The 18,488-nt window shown below is 67.2% G+C and carries 14 protein-coding genes; 11 read left to right on the top strand and 3 right to left on the bottom strand.

Translation table 11 applies throughout. The features are described from left to right. Positions 1–189: 189 nt before the first annotated feature. The 11 genes from ACVJ6E_RS01865 to ACVJ6E_RS01815 all read left to right on the top strand — a co-directional run bounded on the left by ACVJ6E_RS01865 (position 190) and on the right by ACVJ6E_RS01815 (position 15,077). Positions 190–663: an RT0821/Lpp0805 family surface protein gene (locus ACVJ6E_RS01865; protein ID WP_120269139.1), complete on the top strand. Its 474-nt coding sequence runs from the start codon at positions 190–192 to the stop codon at positions 661–663. 162 nt (positions 664–825) lie between these two features. Further along, complete coding sequence (locus ACVJ6E_RS01860) at positions 826–2,241, top strand: hypothetical protein (protein ID WP_147421873.1); 1,416 nt, start codon at positions 826–828, stop codon at positions 2,239–2,241. Between the two features lie 121 nt (positions 2,242–2,362). Then, positions 2,363–3,508, top strand: coding sequence for a c-type cytochrome biogenesis protein CcmI (ccmI, locus tag ACVJ6E_RS01855; protein ID WP_120269141.1), 1,146 nt, complete (start codon positions 2,363–2,365; stop codon positions 3,506–3,508). A gap of 41 nt (positions 3,509–3,549) precedes the next feature. Beyond that, positions 3,550–3,987 (top strand): cytochrome c maturation protein CcmE, encoded by a 438-nt coding sequence (ccmE, locus tag ACVJ6E_RS01850; RefSeq protein WP_120269142.1) that lies wholly within the window; start codon positions 3,550–3,552, stop codon positions 3,985–3,987. Between the two features lie 62 nt (positions 3,988–4,049). After that, positions 4,050–6,038 (top strand): heme lyase CcmF/NrfE family subunit, encoded by a 1,989-nt coding sequence (locus ACVJ6E_RS01845; protein ID WP_120269143.1) that lies wholly within the window; start codon positions 4,050–4,052, stop codon positions 6,036–6,038. Further along, on the top strand, positions 6,038–6,529 hold the full coding sequence (locus ACVJ6E_RS01840) for a cytochrome c-type biogenesis protein (RefSeq protein ID WP_120269144.1): 492 nt from the start codon (positions 6,038–6,040) through the stop codon (positions 6,527–6,529). Before ACVJ6E_RS01845 ends, ACVJ6E_RS01840 begins: the two co-directional genes overlap by 1 nt. A 100-nt stretch (positions 6,530–6,629) precedes the next feature. Next, a complete protein-coding gene (locus ACVJ6E_RS01835; protein WP_120269145.1) occupies positions 6,630–7,868 on the top strand; it encodes an alpha/beta fold hydrolase in 1,239 nt (412 codons plus the stop codon). 184 nt (positions 7,869–8,052) lie between these two features. Next, on the top strand, positions 8,053–9,591 hold the full coding sequence (locus ACVJ6E_RS01830; protein WP_120269146.1) for a Do family serine endopeptidase: 1,539 nt from the start codon (positions 8,053–8,055) through the stop codon (positions 9,589–9,591). A 326-nt stretch (positions 9,592–9,917) separates the two neighbouring features. After that, entirely contained in the window at positions 9,918–10,601 is a 684-nt protein-coding gene (locus ACVJ6E_RS01825) for a response regulator transcription factor (protein WP_120269147.1), read from the top strand. After that, positions 10,598–12,028 (top strand): ATP-binding protein, encoded by a 1,431-nt coding sequence (locus ACVJ6E_RS01820; protein WP_120269148.1) that lies wholly within the window; start codon positions 10,598–10,600, stop codon positions 12,026–12,028. The genes ACVJ6E_RS01825 and ACVJ6E_RS01820 overlap by 4 nt, the downstream gene beginning before the upstream one ends. Positions 12,029–12,158: 130 nt before the next feature. After that, complete coding sequence (locus ACVJ6E_RS01815) at positions 12,159–15,077, top strand: bifunctional [glutamine synthetase] adenylyltransferase/[glutamine synthetase]-adenylyl-L-tyrosine phosphorylase (RefSeq protein ID WP_120269149.1); 2,919 nt, start codon at positions 12,159–12,161, stop codon at positions 15,075–15,077. A gap of 70 nt (positions 15,078–15,147) precedes the next feature. Here the strand turns inward: ACVJ6E_RS01815 and ACVJ6E_RS01810 are convergent, their stop codons facing one another. The 3 genes from ACVJ6E_RS01810 to ACVJ6E_RS01800 all read right to left on the bottom strand — a co-directional run bounded on the left by ACVJ6E_RS01810 (position 15,148) and on the right by ACVJ6E_RS01800 (position 18,466). Further along, entirely contained in the window at positions 15,148–15,624 is a 477-nt protein-coding gene (locus ACVJ6E_RS01810) for an SRPBCC family protein (protein WP_120269150.1), read from the bottom strand. Continuing rightward, the gene (locus ACVJ6E_RS01805; protein ID WP_120269151.1) at positions 15,614–15,961 is read right to left on the bottom strand and encodes a metalloregulator ArsR/SmtB family transcription factor; all 348 of its coding nucleotides are present in this window, start codon (positions 15,959–15,961) and stop codon (positions 15,614–15,616) included. The genes ACVJ6E_RS01810 and ACVJ6E_RS01805 overlap by 11 nt, the downstream gene beginning before the upstream one ends. Positions 15,962–16,156: 195 nt before the next feature. Continuing rightward, a complete protein-coding gene (locus tag ACVJ6E_RS01800; protein ID WP_245165003.1) occupies positions 16,157–18,466 on the bottom strand; it encodes a PAS domain-containing sensor histidine kinase in 2,310 nt (769 codons plus the stop codon). Between the last annotated feature and the right edge of the window lie 22 nt (positions 18,467–18,488).

The raw sequence follows: 18,488 nt of genomic DNA, 5'->3' as shown, positions 1-18,488 counted from the left end.
GCGCGAAGGCGGTGGAAGCCCCTTGCACCGACGCAGTTCGGCCACAAATGCGTGTAACGTCTGGCGCTTGAATTCGGGCCGACCCTTCCTCCCGGTTGGCGAACCCAGCCCGGACGTTTAGGCTTATGGCGGTGCTTGTGCGCCGCCGCTTCGACTCCTGTGCCTTGCACGGGAACCGGACCCAGAGGGATGACACGAGGGCAAGAGCGGATGAACGCCTTGAAACTCGCCATTGCTGTGACCCTGGCCGCCGTGGCTGGCGCCTGCAACACCGGCGGCAGCGTCGGTGCGGGGCCCGTCGTCGTCGGCGGCAGCCTGTTCGGCAGCGCTTTTAGCGCGCCGACCGTCCAGCAATCGGAAGCCGATGTCGTCCTTGCAGACCTGCTGCGCTCGGAAGCCGGACAGGGCCTGGAAAGCTCCGACCGCAGGGCCGCGGCGACCGCGCTGCGCGGCGCGCTGGGCACCAACCGCACCGGCGAGACCGTGCAGTGGCAGAACCGCAGCTCGGGCACCAGCGGCCGGGTCGTGACCGGTCCGAGCTACCAGGTGAACAACATCCTGTGCCGCGACTACACCCATGTGGTGACGGTGGAAGGCGTCGAGCGCTCCATGCGCGGTGCGGCGTGCCGCAGCGGCGATGGCGGCTGGCTGCCGATCACCTGACCGGGGTTTCGGGCAGAACGGCTGAAACCGCCCGCAAACGCTGGGTTTTTCGCCGTTTCCCGGGCGATCCGCAAAGCCGGGTATGGACCATCGCCAAGATTCAATTAATCATTTTCTGAAAACATCCGTCAACGATCCCAGAACTCGTTCGAGCGCGGACTGATGCCTAACCGGCACCTTTTGACGGAAAAGATCCGATCCTATCTGCAGGCCCTGTCGCCCCGCGCAGTGCAGACCCTTTTGCGCGGCCTGGAAGGAGCGCGTGCGCGCGGATCCGACGACCCTCATCTCGACCTGATTCTCGACGCCTGCCTGAGCGCGGTGCGTCCCGAGACCGGCATCGTGCTCAATGCCGAACCGCGCGAGAACTGGCTGCAGCGCCTGTTCTTCGCACCGGTGGAGGACATGCTGGTGACCGAGATGCTGCCGAGCAAGGAGCGCGGCCGGATCACCCGCTCGAGCCTGCCGCAGATCTGGACCTGGATCGCCCGCGACATCGCGCCCGACCGGGTGAGCGTGGCGCTCGAAATCAGCCGCCGCCTGGAGACCGAGCCCGACGAGGTGATCGAGCAGGCCGTCTCGCTTCGCCGCAACGTGCTGGCACCGATGGAAAAGGCGCTGGCCGAGGCGCATGCGGACGACCGCTTGCACCAGAAGATCAGCATGCTGGTGGGGGGCGAGCGGGCGCTGCGCGACGTGGAGGACCTCGTCGCCGCCTTCCGGGAAGGGGCCTGGCTGGAAGCCTTGCGCGAAAGCCTTCCCCAGCGGTTGACGGAATGGGACTTCAAGCCGGGCAGCCCGTCGCTGACCCGCATCAAGGCCGTGACCGACCGGCACAACGAGGAGCGTGCGCTGATCGCCGCCATCGTGCTGAGCCGGGTGGAGGCCCCCGAATCGATGCTGTCGCTGGCAGCGGCGCTCTCCGGCTCGATGTCGATCCGCAAGATCGCCGAGAGCAGCTATTCGGTCTTCGCGGAAATGGCCTTGTCGGAAGTCGAGCGCTATGCCGGCATCGCCTGCGGCGAGTGCACCAATCTCAAGCTGTCCGGCGCCATCGACGCCTATACCCGCATCGTCAAGGTGCTGGACCGCCAGTTCGACCTGATGGAAAAGCCGGCCTGGCACAAGCGGGTGGCCGAGACGCGGCGCGTCATGTCGGCGCTGGTCGCCCGGGAACTGGAAGTAGCGACAGGCAGCATCCGCCGGTTGCTGGTGGTGCCGAAAACCGCGCCCGGCACGGAGCCGGAGGTCGACGTGGTGCTGCTGGAAGAGGCGCATCGCGGCATCATGCTGGTCAACAAGATGCGCGATGCAGCGGAAAACCTGGCGGTCAACGAGATCACCGCCCGCACCCGCCACGCGCTGGATCAGTCGCTCGACATCAAGACACGCTCGCTGTTGGCCGCGCTCGCTGCCTCGCGCGAGGAGGATCGCCCGGCGCATCTGTTGGCCGTCGACATCGCCATCGACCTGTGCGAGGCGTTTTACGGCAAGGATTATGCCGACCAGCTGCGGCGTAGCCGCAAGGCGGCGCTGACGCCCAAGCCCAAGCAGGAAGCCCGGCAGGCCGCGTCCTGACGAAATTACCGAGGCCGGCGCGGATCTGACCTTTTCGTGAAGGGGAAAGGGGCGGCGCGACCGCCTGTCACAGGCCGCTAATACTTGCGGAAACGCGCAAGGCGCGGTCTATATCCCCCTCATGACGCTCTGGATCGCCTTCTCCCTGCTCACCGTGCTGGCGGCGCTGGCCGTGCTTGTACCGCTCGCCCGCGCCGGACGCGGTGTCGCGACGGCTGCCGCCCTGCATGACGCCGAGGTCTACAAGTCGCAGCTTGCCGAGGTGGAGCGCGATCTCGACCGCGGCCTGATCTCGCAGGAAGCGGCGCAGGCCGCGCGCACCGAAATCGCCCGCCGGCTGATCGCCGCCGATCGGGAAGCGCAGCGCGGCGGCGGGACGGAGCCTGCAGCCACGGACGGAAGGGCGGGGGGCGCCACGCGCCTGCGCATGGTGCAGGTCGCCGCGTTGCTTCTCGTGCCGCTCGCAGCCGTGGCCGCCTATGTCGCCTTCGGCTCGCCCGACATTCCCGATCAGCCGCTGTCCGCCCGCATCGAGGCTCCGGCCCAGGGCCGCTCGTTGCCCGACCTGGTGGCGCGCGTCGAGCGGCATCTGGCCGACAATCCCGAGGACGGCCGGGGCTGGGACGTGCTGGCGCCGGTCTACATGCGCATGGGCCGGCCGCAGGACGCGGCCTCCGCCTATGCCAGGGCCATCCGTCTGCTGGGATCCGACGTGCGGCGCGAGACCGACCGCGGCGAGGCACTGGTCGTCGCCAACAACGGTATCGTCAGCGCCGATGCGCGCGCGGCCTTCGAACGGGCCGTCGCAATGGACGCGCAGGCGGTAAAGCCGCGCTTCTTCCTGGCGCTGGCGATGACCCAGGAAAACCGCAAGGACGAGGCGATCGCCGCCTGGCAGTCGCTGCTGGCCGATGCCGAGGGCGGCGAGGCCTGGGCCGAGGCTGTGCGCATGGAACTGGCCAAGCTCGGCGTCGAGGCGCCCGCCGTGGCGGGTCCTTCCCGCGAACAGATCGAGGCGGCCGGGAGCCTGAGCAACGACGAACGCCAGCAGATGATCCGGTCGATGGTCGACGGGCTGGACTCGCGTCTTGCCGCAGACGGCGGCAGCGCCGAGGAATGGATGCAGCTGATGCGCGCGCTGAACGTGCTGGGCGACCGCGAGCGTTTGCGCCAGGTCATAGCGCGCGCCGGCGAGGCGCTGAAGGATGATCCGGCGGCACTCGCGGGCATCCGGCAACTGGCCCGTGAACTGGGCGAGGGCTCGTGAGCCACCGGGAACAGACGAGCTACGGAAACGGACGACGCAAGATGACCCGCAAGCAAAGACGCATGACGATGATCGCAGCCGCCGGCGGCGTGCTCGCCGTCGCGATCGGGCTGATCCTGGTGGCGCTGAACGACCAGATCGTCTTCTTCCAGAGCCCCAGCGACATCGTCGGAAAGCAGCTGCCGGACGGCCAGCGCATCCGCCTTGGCGGTCTCGTCGAGGAGGGCAGCGTCGAGCGCGGCGCCAATGCCGAGGTGCGTTTTGCCGTGACCGACACGGTGGAAAGCGTCAAGGTCGTCTATGTCGGCCTGCTGCCGGACCTGTTTCGCGAGGGGCAGGGCGTGGTCACCGAAGGCGTGATGAAGGGCGATGGCTGGTTCCACGCCGACAACGTGCTGGCCAAGCACGACGAGAACTACATGCCCAAGGAAGTCGCCGAAGCCCTCAAGGGCAAGGGCGTCTGGAAGGGCGAGGAATAGCCGGGAAGACCCCGGCCGCGTGCGGGCCATCCGGCTTGCCGATTTGAGGGAGACGATCCGGTATGATCATCGAGATCGGCCATTTCGCACTGATCCTGGCCTTCATCCTGTCGGTGCTGCAGAGCGTCGTGCCGGTCTGGGGCGCGGTCAAGGGCGACCGCCGGCTGATGGCGGTGGCACCGCCCGTCGCCGGCATGCAGTTCCTGCTCGTCGGCATCGCCTTCGCGGCCCTGATGCAGGCGTACATGGTCTCGGACTTCTCGGTGCTGAACGTCGTCGAGAATTCCCATTCGGCCAAGCCGGACCTCTACAAGATCACCGGCGTGTGGGGCAATCACGAGGGCTCGCTGCTCCTGTGGGTGCTCATCCTGGTGCTGTTCGGGGCGCTGGTCGCTGCCTTCGGCCGCAACATTCCCGTTGAGCTCAAGGCCGCGACGCTGGGCGTGCAGGGCTGGGTGACCGCCGCCTTCCTGCTGTTCATGCTGTCGACCTCGAACCCGTTCGTGCGCGTGTCTCCGGCGCCGATGGAGGGAGCCGACCTCAACCCGATCCTGCAGGATGTCGGCCTCGCGGTTCATCCGCCGCTTCTGTATGTCGGCTATGTCGGCTTCTCCATCGTCTTCTCCTTCGCCATCGCCGCGCTGATCCTCGGCCGTGTCGATGCGGCCTGGGCGCGCTGGGTGCGGCCGTGGACGCTGCTTGCCTGGATGTTCCTGACGCTCGGCATCGCCATGGGCTCCTATTGGGCCTATTACGAGCTCGGCTGGGGCGGCTACTGGTTCTGGGATCCGGTCGAGAACGCCTCCTTCATGCCCTGGCTCGCCGGTACGGCGCTGCTGCACTCCGCCATCGTCATGGAAAAGCGCGGGGCGCTGAAGGTCTGGACGGTGCTGCTCGCCATCCTGACCTTCTCGCTGTCGCTGCTGGGCACGTTCCTGGTGCGCTCCGGCGTGCTGACCAGCGTGCATGCCTTCGCCACCGACCCGGCGCGCGGTATGTTCATCCTCGCCATCCTCGTGCTGTTCATCGGCGGTTCGCTGGCGCTCTACGCCTGGCGCGCGCCGATGCTCAAGCAGGGCGGCCTGTTCGCTCCGGTCAGCCGGGAAGGCGCCTTGGTGCTGAACAACCTGCTGCTGACGGTGGCGACCGCCTCCGTGCTGGTCGGCACGCTCTATCCGCTGGTGCTGGAAGTGCTGACGCAGGAGAAGATCTCCGTCGGTCCGCCCTTCTTCAACCTGACCTTCGGGCCGCTGATGATTCCGCTGCTTATGGCGATCCCCTTCGGTCCTTTCCTGGCCTGGAAGCGCGGCGACCTTGCCGCCGTCGGCCAGCGGCTCTACGCGGTCGCCGGCCTTGCCCTGGTCGCGATCCTGGTCAGCGCCTGGTGGCACGGCACGCAGCAGATCCTGGCCGCGCTCGGCGTCGGCCTTGCCGTGTGGGTGCTTTGCGGCGCGGCGGCGGAGATCCTGTCGCGCGCCCGGTTCCGCGATGTCGGCCTGTCGACCGGCCTTGCCCGCCTTGCCGGTCTGCCCGGATCGGCCTGGGGCACGGCCTTCGGCCATGCCGGCATCGGTCTGACGCTGCTCGGCATCGTCGCCGTCTCCGCCTTCCAGCAAGAGAAGGTGCTGACCATCCGGCCGGGCGAGAGCGTGGAGATCGCCGACTACACGCTGAAATTCGCCGGGCTGGCCCGTCGCACCGGTCCCAACTATGTCGACGATGTCGGCCATTTTGATATCTACCAGACAGGGCAGCAGGTCGCCGTGGCCGATCCGGCCAAGCGGCTCTACACCGCGCGGCAGATGCCGACCACCGAGGCGGGTATCGTCACCTTCGGCCTGTCGCAGGTCTATGTCTCCATCGGCGAGGTGCATGCCGATGGCGGCGCCGACATCCGCCTCTACCACAAGCCGCTGGTGACCCTGATCTGGATCGGCTGCCTGGTGATGAGCTTCGGCGCCGTGCTGTCGCTGTTCGACCGCAGGCTGCGGGTCGGAGCGCCGAAGCCGGCTCGCCGCAAGATGGCGGCCGCTGGGCAGGGGGGCGATTGATGCGTCTCCTGCGACAGCTGCTCCTGGCTCTGGCGATGCTGGTTGCCGCACTGCCGGCAGCCCATGCGGTCGCCCCGGACGAGGTGCTGGACGATCCGGTGCTGGAAAGCCGTGCCCGCGAACTTTCCGCCGAGCTGCGCTGCATGGTCTGCCAGAACCAGTCCATCGACGACAGCGACGCACCGCTGGCCAAGGACCTGCGCATCCTGGTGCGCGAGCGGCTGGTGGCCGGCGACACGAACGAGCAGGTCGTCGACTTCCTCGTCGCGCGCTACGGCGAGTTCGTGCTGCTGAAGCCGCGCCTGTCGGTGCAGACCATTGTGCTGTGGGGGCTGGCGCCGCTTGCGCTGCTCATCGGCATCGTGGTGCTGTATCGCGGTGCCCGGAGGCGGCGCGGGGCAGCGCCGGTCGCCGCCAGTGGCGCGACCCGGCTGAGCGAGGACGAACAGGCCGAGCTCGACCGGATCCTGACCCGCGACAAGGAGGCGTGATCGGCTCCCGGTTTCGTGTTCTCCTGTCCGCTGGCGCAAGCCTTGCTCGCTTCCTACGTTGCTGCGGGACGACAGACACGACCGAAAAACGGAGAGCCCGATGCCCGCACAGCCTGTCCGCCTGACCTTCGAGGGCCATAACGGCGCGGAGCTTGCCGCCCGGCTGGACCTGCCCGACGGACCGGCGCGCGCCTATGCGCTGTTCGCGCATTGCTTCACCTGTTCCAAGGACGGGGCTGCCGGCCGGCGTATCGCCGAGGCGCTGACCCGCGAGGGCATCGCTGTCCTGCGGTTCGATTTTACCGGGCTCGGCGGTTCGGGCGGCGACTTCTCCTCCACCAATTTCTCCTCCAACGTGGCCGACCTCCTGAAAGCGGCGGCGTTCCTGCGCGAGGCGCACGAGGCGCCGAAACTGCTGATCGGCCATTCGCTCGGCGGCGCCGCTATGCTGGCGGCCGCGCATGAAATCCCCGAGGCCGTGGCGGTCGCGACCATCGCAGCGCCCGCCGATGCCGAACACGTGCTGCACAATTTCCACGCCGACCTGGAGCGCATCCGCTCCCAGGGGCGCGCCGAGGTCGAGCTGGCCGGTCGGCGGTTCACCATCGAAAAGCAGTTCCTCGACGACATCGCCGAGCAGAATGTGCGCGAGCGGGTCTCCCACCTGCACAAGGCGTTGCTGGTGCTGCACGCGCCGCTCGACGACACGGTCGGCATCGACAACGCCACGCGCATCTTCGTGGCGGCGAAGCATCCCAAGAGCTTCGTCTCGCTGGACAGTGCCGACCATCTGCTGAACGACCCGGCGGATGCGGCCTATGCGGCCGGCGTCATCGCCGCCTGGGCGGTGCGCTATATCGGCAAGGCAGCCGAGATGGCGTCGGCGCCGGAGCCGGACGAGACTGACGGCGTCAGGGTGAGCGAGACCGGCAACGGCAAGTTCCAGGTGAGCGTGGAGAGCGGACGGCATCGCCTCATTGCGGATGAGCCGGAAGCGGTCGGCGGCCTCGACAGCGGTCCCTCTCCTTACGATTTCCTATCGGCAGCGCTCGGCGCCTGCACGGTGATGACGCTGCGCATGTATGCAGAGCGCAAGGGGCTGGCGGTCGAGCGCATCTCCGCCACGGTGATCCACGGCAAGGTTCATGCGGCGGACTGCCTGGACTGCACGGAAGAACTGCGCACGAGGGAGGGGCGCATCGACCGGTTCGAGCGGCGGATTGCCATCGAGGGTGATCTGGACGCGGAAACCCGCGTGCGGCTTCTGGAAATCGCCGACCGGTGCCCGGTGCATCGCACCCTGGAGGCCGGCGCGGCCATCGTCACCCGCGAGGTCTGAGCGGGGACGCGGCATCTTTTCCCGCAACATTACGAAAGCTTAATCCCGCCGACAGGCGGCTGTAAGGCGACGTGTTCCATATCAGTCAGGACAGCCGGTGACCGCTTCCCCGCGAATGGCCCGCCGGCTCGAGATTTCCTGATTATCCGGACAGGTGTCCGGGTCCTGACGTGGAGAGCAAGACATGTCGAACAAGTACATCCCCTCGGCCCTTCGTCGCCTGCCGCGCGGCCGCACCAGCCTGGCTGCCGGTGCGCTTGCGCTTGGCCTTGCTGGCGCGATGAGCCTGCAGACGGTGGTGCCGGGCCAGTTCGCCTTCGCCGATCCGGTGCGGGTCGAGAGCGCCGCGCCGCAGAACTTCGCGAGCGTCGTCTCCGCGGTCAAGCCGGCGGTGGTCAGCGTGCGTGTGCGCACCGACGAGACGCCGAAGATGATGTCGAACCGCCAGGGCGTTCCGGGCTTCGAGGACCTGCCGCAGGATCACCCGCTGCAGCGCTTCTTCCGCCGGTTCGGCGGTGAGCAGTTCGGCGGCGACCAGCGCCGCGAGCGGCAGCCGCGCCGTCATGGCATGAGCCAGGGCTCCGGCTTCTTCATCACCGGCGATGGCTACCTGGTCACCAACGAGCACGTCGTGTCGAACGGCAGCGAGTTCACCGTCATCATGGACGATGGCCAGGAATACGAGGCGAAGCTGATCGGCGCCGACAAGCGCACCGACCTCGCCCTGCTGAAGGTTGACGGCGAGGGCCGCGAGTTCACCTATGTGGAATTCGCCCCTGAGGCGCCGCAGGTCGGCGAGTGGGTCGTGGCCGTGGGCAATCCGTTCGGCCTCGGCGGCTCGGTGACCGCCGGCATCGTCTCGGCGCGCGGCCGCGACATCGGCGCAGGCCCCTATGACGACTTCATCCAGATCGACGCGCCCGTGAACCGCGGCAATTCCGGTGGCCCGGCCTTCAACGTCAAGGGGCAGGTGATCGGCGTCAATGCCGCGATCTTCTCTCCCTCGGGCGGCAATGTCGGCATCGCCTTCGCCATCCCCGCTTCTACCGCGACGGCTATCGTCAAGGACCTGAGGGACGATGGTACGGTGGTCCGCGGCTGGCTGGGCGTGCAGATCCAGCCGGTGTCCAAGGACATCGCCGAAAGCGTCGGCCTGAAGGACGCCAAGGGCGCAATCGTGGCCGATGCCCAGGGCGACAGCCCCGCCCGCAAGGCCGGCATCCGCTCGGGCGACACGATCCTCAGTGTCGACGGGCAGACGATCGACGGTCCGCGCGATCTTGCCCGGATGATCGCTGCCTATCCGCCGGAGACCGAGGTGACCCTCGATGTGTGGCGCGATGGCCGCGAGGAGGAAGTGAAGGTCATTCTCGGCCGGCTGCAGGACGACGGACCGGTGACGGCCGCGGTCGAGCCGACCGGCAAGGACACGGCCTTCGTCGACAGCCTCGGCGTGGAGCTGGCTGCGGCCAGCGTGGTCGGGGCCGGCGAGCGCGGCGTGGTCATCACGGAAGTGCCGAGCGACAGTGCGGCGGCCGAGAAGGGCCTGCAGCGCGGCGATGTCATCCTCGAGGTGGCCGGCCAGGCCGTGAACAACCCCGGCGAGGTCGCCAATGCGGTGCAGGGCGCCAGCGAGAACGGCCGCAAGTCGGTTCTGCTGCGGGTCGAGCGCAACGATGCCTCGCGCTTCGTCGCGGTGCCGGTCGAGCAGAACAAGGGCTGATCGCCACCATCTAGCGATCCCGCGCCGGCCAAGGCCGGCGCGGGGCGATGATTGCGACGGCGCCCCGCAATGAGCGCCTGTTGCAAGCCGAACCGGATGGGGCCATCCGACGACAAGCCCCCGGACGGGAGGTCTGTCATCCGGAAGGTCACCGGCATGCGTGGGGCAGGTCCGCAACCGCCACGAGGCGCATGCCAAGGGGCCGGAGCCCCGGACCGTCCTGCGGTCCGGGGTTTTTTCGTCGCGTTCGACGGGAGCTCTTGCCGATGCTAAACCCAGCAAACAGAACCAGCCTGATACCCGAGACCGGAGACACGGAAGAGGTCATGCGGATCCTGATTGTCGAGGACGACAAGGAAGCGGCGAGCTATCTGGCCAAGGCCTTTCGCGAAGCCGGCCATGTGGTCGACCATGCGGCCGATGGCGAGGAAGGCTACGACCTGGCGACCAGCGCACCGTATGACGTGCTTGTGGTCGACAGGATGCTGCCCCGGCGCGACGGCCTGTCGCTGATCTCCGGACTGCGCTCGCAAGGCTTTCACACGCCGGTGCTGGTGCTCTCCGCGCTCGGCCAGGTCGACGACCGGGTAACGGGCCTGCGTGCCGGCGGCGACGACTATCTGCCCAAGCCCTACGCCTTTTCCGAGCTTCTGGCTCGGGTGGAGGCACTCGGCCGGCGGCCGCGCCAGCAGGAAGTCGAGACCAGCTACACCGTCGGCGACCTGACGCTCGACCGGCTCAGCCACACGGTGACGCGTTCGGGACAGGAGATTCCCCTGCAGCCGCGCGAATTCCGCCTGCTGGAATACCTGATGCAGCATGCCGGCCAGGTGGTGACCCGCACCATGCTGCTGGAGCATGTGTGGGAGTATCATTTCGACCCGCAGACCAACGTCATCGACGTCCATATCTCACGGCTGCGCGCCAAGATCGACAAGGACTTCGACCGGCCCCTGCTGCATACGGTGCGCGGCGCCGGCTATACGATCCGCGACGCCGGCCGCGCATGAGCGACACGACCGCGACCGTCCGGCTGTTTCGAACGACAGCGATCAAGCTCGCGCTGATCTATCTGGCGGCGCTGACGCTCGCTTCCGGCGCGGTGCTGGTCTACCTGTCGCAGAACACCGCCACGGTGCTGCGCGAGCAGGTGGTGGACACGGTCGATGCGGAGATTTCGGGTCTTGCCGACCAGTACCGCATCGGCGGCATCCGGGCGCTCGTCGCCACCGTAGATGCACGTTCGCGCCGGCCCGGCGCCAGCCTCTATCTCGTCACCGACTTTGCCGCGAACCAACTGGTAGGCAATATCGAGCAGCTCGACGACCGGGTGCTGGCCGGCGAGAGCGGCGAGCTGCAGCGCGTGATCTACACGCCCATCGGCGGTGGCCCCCGCCGCGAGGCGCTGGCCCGCGTGTTCCAGCTTTCCGGCGGTTTCCGCCTGCTGGTCGGCCGCGACCTGCAGGAGCAGCAGTATTTCCGCTCGCTCCTGGCCGAGGCCATGCGCTTCTGGCTGTTCGTGCTGGCCGCGCTCGGGCTCATCACCTGGGTGTTCGTCAGCCGCCGGGTGCTCAAGCGCATCGATGCGATGACTGCGACGAGCCGGCGGATCATGTCGGGCGATCTCAGCGAGCGATTGCCGGTCGAGGGAAGCGGCGACGAGTTCGACCGCCTTGCGATCGGTCTCAACGCGATGCTGACCCGCATTGAGGCCCTGATGCAGGGCCTCAAGGACGTCTCCGACAACATTGCGCATGACCTGAAGACGCCGCTGACGCGCATGCGCAACCGGCTGGAGGAGGCGCTGCGCAGCGATCTGTCCGGCGACAGCAAGGCGCGGGAGGTGCTGGAGACCACCATCGAGGACTGCGACGTGCTGATCCGCACGTTCAACGCCCTCTTGCGGATCGCACGGGTCGAGGCGGGTTCTTCCGACGCGAGTTTCGACGAGATCGACGTCTCGGAATTGGTGCGCGAAGTCGCCGAACTCTATGCCCCGGTCGCGGAGGACGAAGGCGGCGGCATGGAGCTGCGCGTGACCGATGGACTGCGGGTGTCGGGAAATCGCGAGCTGCTGGTCCAGGCGCTGATAAACCTTGTCGAAAACGCACTGAAATACGCTCGGCAGGAAGAGGGCGAGGGCGCTAGGGTGGAACTGGACGCGCGCGCCGAGAGCGGCGAGGTGCTGCTGGGCGTGCGCGATCATGGACCGGGCATTGCCGATGCCGACAAGGAGCGGGTGCTGCACCGGTTCGTGCGGCTGGAAGCCAGCCGCAGCGCGCCGGGCTCCGGTCTCGGCCTCAGCCTGGTTTCGGCGGTGGCGCGGCTGCATCATGGACGGCTGGAGCTTGCCGATGCGCAGCCCGGCCTGATGGCGCGGTTGCGGCTGCCGGAGGCCGGCAATGCGGACGCTGCCGCGACGGCCGGCGGAGATTGAATCATACAGCCTCTTGCAAGAGGCGGATCGGGAGGTCGGATTGAACGAGAGTGTCGCAGCGAAGGGCGCCGCAAACCATGGTGGCCGACATGGAGACGACAAGGGGGCAGGCCCTAGCGAAGCGTCCCTGATGGCCGGGATTTCGCTCCTTCCGGCCCCCGAAAGCGAGGCTGCGGCCGAGGCGCTGTTGCAGGACCTTGCCGATGTCGTCGGTGGACTGGATGCGGATGCCGAGCAGCGCGACCGCGTCGGAGCCTTCCTTTCGGGCGCACTGACAAATGCACCCTATCTGCGCGACCTCGCCCTTGCCGACCACGACCGCCTTTCCGCGCTGCTTCAGGAGAGCCCGCAGGCGCGGGTCGACCGGCTTGTTGCCGAGGCGCGGGAACTGACCGGTGAGGAAGAGGGCGCGGTAATGGCCGGCCTGCGCCGGCTCAAGCAGGACCTCGCGCTGACGCTGGCGCTTGCCGACATTGCCTGCGCGCTGGATCTCGATGCGGTGACCGGCGGGCTCAGCCGGTTCGCAGATGCGGCCCTGACGGCGGCGATCCGCTTTTGCCTGCGCGACCTTGCCCGGCGCGGCAAGTTCGAAATCCGCAATGAGGCAGCCCCGGAGAAGGGCTGCGGCTTCGTCGTCCTCGCCATGGGCAAGTATGGCGCGCTGGAGCTGAACTACTCCTCCGACATCGACCTCATCGTGATGTACGAGCCGGAGCTGGCGCCGGTGACGGGCGGGGCGGAGGCACCGGTCGAGTTCGTGCGCATGACCAAGCGGCTGGTCAAGATGATGGGCGACCGCACGGCGGACGGCTATGTCTTCCGGACCGACCTGCGGCTGCGCCCGGATCCCGGCGCAACGCCCCTTGCCATGTCGATCCCGGCCGCGCTGGTCTATTACGAGAGCCTCGGCCAGAACTGGGAGCGCGCGGCATTGATCAAGGCGCGCGCCTGTGCGGGCGACGTGGCGTGCGGGGAGAGCTTTCTCAAGGAGATCGCCCCCTTCATCTGGCGCAAGTATCTCGACTATGCGGCGATTGCGGATGTGCACTCGATCAAGCGCCAGATCCATGTCCACAAGGGCCATGGCCGGATCGCGGTGGCGGGCCACAACGTCAAGCTCGGACGCGGCGGCATCCGCGAGGTGGAGTTTTTCGCGCAGACCCAGCAGCTGATCGCCGGCGGGCGCATCACCGAGCTGCGGGGGCGGAGGACCCTCGACACGCTGGCAACGCTCGCCGAGCTCGACTGGATCGCGGCAGACGCGCGCGACGAGCTGACCGAGGCCTACCGTTTCCTGCGGGCCGTGGAGCACCGCATCCAGATGGTCAACGACGAGCAGACGCATATCCTGCCGGCGGAACCCGAGGCACGGGCGCGGGTCTCCCGGCTGATGGGCTTTGCCGAACTGGAGCCCTTCGAGGAAGAGCTGCGCACGCGGCTGAAGCGGGTGCAGAAGCACTATTCAGCCCTGTTCGAGAACGAGCCGGAACTGGCCTCCGACCTCGGCAATCTGGTCTTCACCGGCGACGACGACGACCCGGAGACGCTGGAGACCCTGACACGGCTCGGCTACAAGCGGCCGAAAGAGGCTGGCAAGATCATCCGTGCCTGGCATTTCGGCCGGTATCCGGCGGTGCGCTCCTCAAAGGCGCGAGAGCGGCTGACCGAGCTGCACCCGGTGCTGATCTCGGCGCTGGCCAGCACCGACAATGCCGATCAGGCCCTGATCGCCTTCGACGGCTTCCTGTCGAAGCTTCCCGCCGGCGTGCAGTTGTTCTCGCTGCTGCGCTCCAATCCGCAGCTTCTGAAGCTCCTGGCGACCGTGATGGGGGCAGCTCCCCGGATGGGCGAGGTGGTGTCCAAGCGGGTGCATGTGCTCGATGCGGTGATGGACCCGGCCTTCTTCGGTGCCATGCCGACATCCGCCGAGTTCCGCGCCGGCCTTGCCCGCACGCTCGACCTTGCCCGCTTCTACGAGGATGCGCTCGACAGGGCGCGCATCTTTGCGCAGGAGCAGCAGTTTCTGATCGGCCTGCGGCTGCTTTCCGACACGCTGAACGCCCATCAGGTGGGAGAGGCGCTGGCGCGTCTGGCCGAGACCGTTGTCGCCGGCCTGATGCCTTTCGTGATCGACCAGGTGGCGGAAAACCATGGGCGGCTGCCCGGCGCCGACTGGGCGGTTGTCGCCATGGGCAAGCTCGGCGGGCGCGAAATGACAGCGGCCTCCGATCTCGACCTGATCCTGCTTTACGATCATCCGGAGGACGAGGCGGAAACCGACGGCAAGCGGCCGCTCGCGGCCAGCCAGTATTTCATCCGCCTGACCCAGCGGCTCGTTGCGGCGCTATCGGCACCGACGGCGGAGGGGCGTCTCTACGAGGTGGACTTCCGCCTGCGTCCGTCCGGCAATGCCGGGCCGCTGGCAACACGCCTGACTGCCTTCGAGGCCTATCAGGTCAAGGAGGCCTGGACCTGGGAACATATGGCACTGACCCGTGCGCGGGTGATAGCCCGGTCCTCCGACGCCTTTGCCGAGCGCATCGATGCCGATATCCGCGAGACGCTGGCGCGGCCTCGCGAGGCGGACAAGATCGCTACCGAAGTCGCCTCGATGCGCGGCCGGATCGAGGCGGAAAAGGGGACCTCGGATATCTGGGACCTGAAACAGGTCGCGGGCGGTATGGTCGATGTCGAGTTCGTCGCCCAGTACCTGCAGCTCGTCAACGCGCAGGCGCATCCCGAAATCCTGTCGCAGACGACCGAGACCGTGCTGGAACGGGCGCGCGACGCTGGTTTGCTGTCCGCCGGAGACGCCGAGGTCTTGTTGCCCGCGATACGCCTGTACCACGCGCTGACGCAGGTGCAGCGTCTTACGCTGGAGGGGACCTTCAAGGCCGAGGCCGTGCCCAAGGGCGTGCGCGAACTGCTTGTTCATGCCGGCGAGGCGCCGGACTTTTCCCATCTCGAGGCGATGCTCGCCGACCGGCAGAAGCAGGTGCGCGAGACGTTCGAGAAGCTGGTGGGCAAGGTTACCGCCAAGGTCGAGTGAGCGGCGCAACGGCCGACAAGACGGGGCGACGCGCCTGGGCGCGCCGCCGCTGCCGGGCAGTGGGCAGGGTCTATCGCGACTTCAACAGCTCAAGCGCATAGGCGTCTAGCTGTTCCGATACCGTGCCCCAGCCATCGTGGAAGCCCATGTCCTCGTGGGTCTTGCGGGCGTCGGTCGAGCGGTGTCGGGCGATTGCGGTGTAGGTCGTGCCGCCATTGCCATCATCCTCCAGCAGCAGGATGGCCGTCATGAACGGATCCGGGGCGGGCTTCCAGTCCTCTGTGTAGGCATCGGTGAAGACCAGCTTTTCCTCCGGGACCACCTCGAGGAACACGCCCTCGTTCGCCATCTCGTTGCCTTCCACCGCGAAGGTGGTGTTGAAGCGGCCGCCGACCCGCAGGTCGATCTCGCAGGCAGTGACCTTGTGGGGCCGTGGCACGAAGAAGTGCTTGATGTGCTCGGGTGTCGTCCAGCATTCCCACAGGATCGAACGCGGCGCCTTGAGCGTGCGCTTCAGGATGAGATCGGTTTCCGGATCAAGTTTCATCGTTTCTCTCTTTCACGATCTTGGCGACATAGGCGTCGAACTGGTCCATGCGGGACGTCCAGAGCGACTGCTGTTCCGCCAGCCAATGAGTGACGGGCGCTATCCCGTCCGCCGCAAGCCGGCAGTATCTCACGCGTCCCTTCTTCGTCGTCTCGATCAGCCCGGCCGCTTCCAGCCTGGACAGGTGACCCATGAACGAAGGCAGGGCCATGGCGTGAGCCGAGGCCAGTTCACTCACCGATGCAGGACCTCGTGCGAGGCGGGAGACCACCGCCCTGCGGGTTTCGTCGCCAAGAGCGGCGAACTTGAGGTTCAGGTCCGGATCATGCTTAGCCATTCGCCTAACTATCCATTCGTCGTGAAGAGGTCAATTGAAATTTAGGTCATTGCCTAAGTTTCAAAAAGGTGCGAACTCGGCGGCGTGATGTCGCAGGGGGCAGCCGCGCAAAAAGAGAAAGGGCCCGCGATGCGGACCCTTCGTGTCGGATGGGAGTGGATAGAGCGGGAGAGGGAGGGGAGTGCCTCCGCCTCGTCACGCTGCCTTGATGGCCGGGCGCGCTTCCACCGGCAGGGTGACGGTCACCGTGGTTCCCTTGCCGACGCTGGAACGAATTTCCATCGTGCCGCCATGCATCTTCACCAGCGACTGGGCAATGGCGAGGCCCAAGCCCGATCCCTTGTGCGTCTTGGTGAACTGGTTCTCCACCTGGACGAAGGGCTTGGCCAAGCGGGCGATGTCGCTTTCCCGAATGCCGATGCCAGTGTCGGAGATGGCGATGACCACGGCGTCGGCGGCATCCATCCGGCCATGGGTCGCGGCCAGCGTCACCGAACCGTTGTCGGGCGTGAACTTGACCGCATTGGCGAGCAGGTTGAGCAGCACCTGCTTGACGGCGCGCCGGTCGGCGGAGAGCGTCAGGCCTTCTTCGGTCTCGCTGGTGACGGTGATGGCCTTTTCGGCGGCGGCGGCGGAGATGATGCGCGTGACGTCGGTGACGATCGCGCCGAGGTTGACCGCCTCGCGCTTCAGCTCCATGCGTCCGGCTTCGATCTTCGACATGTCGAGAATGTCGTTGATGACGTTCAGCAGGTAGCGGCCGCTGTCGTGGATGTCCGTGCAGTATTCGCGGTACTTGTCGGAGCCGAGCGGGCCGAACATGCCCTGGTCCATGATCTCCGAGAAGCCGATGATCGCGTTGAGCGGCGTGCGCAGCTCGTGGGAGATGTTGGCCAGGAACTCGGACTTGGCCTGGTTGGCCTCTTCCGCCTTGGTCTTCTCTTCTGAGTACTTCTCGGCGAGTTCCACCAGCTGCTGGGCCTGCACTTCCAGCTTCTGGCGTGACTGGCGCAGGTCGGCGACCGTGGCCATCAGCCGGCGCTCGCTCTCCATCAGCTTTTCCTCGTGGCGCTTCAGCGCCGTGATGTCCGTGCCGACGGAGACGAAGCCGCCATCCTTGGTCCGGCGCTCGGAAATCTGCAACCAGCGGCCGTCGGCCAACTGCGCCTCATAAGACGAGGAGGGGTCGGACGCGTCACTGCCGATGGTCGGGCTCGCCGACACAACGGTCTGGCGGGCTGCGGCCATGACCTGTGCATAGGGCGTGCCGGCCTTGATCGCGGAATTCGGCAGGTTGTGCAGCGTCTGGTAGTTCGAGTTGCACATCACCAGGCGGTTCTCGGTGTCCCACAGGACGAAGGCTTCCGAGATCGTCTCGATGGCATCGCGTAGGCGCAGGTCCGCGGTGCGGCTCTGCTCGGCAAGCTGCTTCTGCTCGGTGACGTCGATGCAGATGCCGATCAGGTGCGGCTCGGCGATGCCCGGCTCGCTCTGGACTTCGGCGCGTGCGCGCAGCCACACCCAGTCGCCATTGGCATGGCGCATGCGGAACATGCGGTCGACTGTGGTCTCGCCGGTCTCGAGCAGCGACTCCGCCAGCTCATAGAGATCGATGTCGTCCGGATGGGCGAGGGCGGAAATCTCCGCGAAGCCGAGAATGTCGTCGCGCGGCTGCAGGCCCAGCATCTCGTAGAGCGAGGCGGACCAGAAGATGCGGCCTCGGGAAAGATCCCAGTCGAACAGGCCGCAGCGGCCGCGATTGAGCGCCAGGTCGATCCGTGCACGGGTGGCGGCATAGATCTGGTCGGCCTGCTCGGCGCGCGTTGCCTGGGCGAAGAAGGCGTAGATGAGGACCAGAAGAACCGACGCGGTGCCGACGAACAGCGTGACGTTGGCCGAAACACTGGCTCGCCAATCGGCGAAGATCATGTCCTTCGACTGGATGAGGGCGACCATGCCGAGGCGGCCATCGAGGTGATGGACAGTGGCGTAGGATTCATCCGGCTCTCCAGCGGAGACGGTCAGAACGCCGGCGCGGGCCCCGAAGACGGTCAGCGGCTGTCCGGCGCCGAGCAGGTCGGCGAGCGGACGGCCCTCGAGATCGGAGCGGATCGGCGCGGTCGCCATGATCACGCCGTCCGGGTCGGCGACGAGGATGCGGCGGCCGTCGCCGGTGGCGCGCGGCGGGAGGCTGTCGGCGAGGGCGGCCTGAAGAGCCGTGCTGAAGCCCTGCTGCGGCAGTGCTGCCTCGGCGGTCGACAGGCGCGCGGCCAGCGTGGTTGCGATCATCGTCAGGTCGTCGCGGGCCCGCAGATCGGTTTCCTCATGCTCATATGAGAGCGTGAGGGCGCGATAGGTGGCAAGGGTCGCGATGAAGACGACGCAAAGGATGGGAATGGCGCGACGGAAGAACGGTTCCGCAGTCAGCAGGCGCTGATAGGCGGGCTGCGCCAGCAGGCGGATGTGCCCGGTCAGCGACTGCGAGTCACGCTGTCTTTTCAACATGTCCGCGAATCGACGCGCGGAC

This window comes from Stappia sp. G46H5W (assembly GCF_058448995.1).
This window is presented reverse-complemented; position numbering and strand designations above follow the sequence as displayed.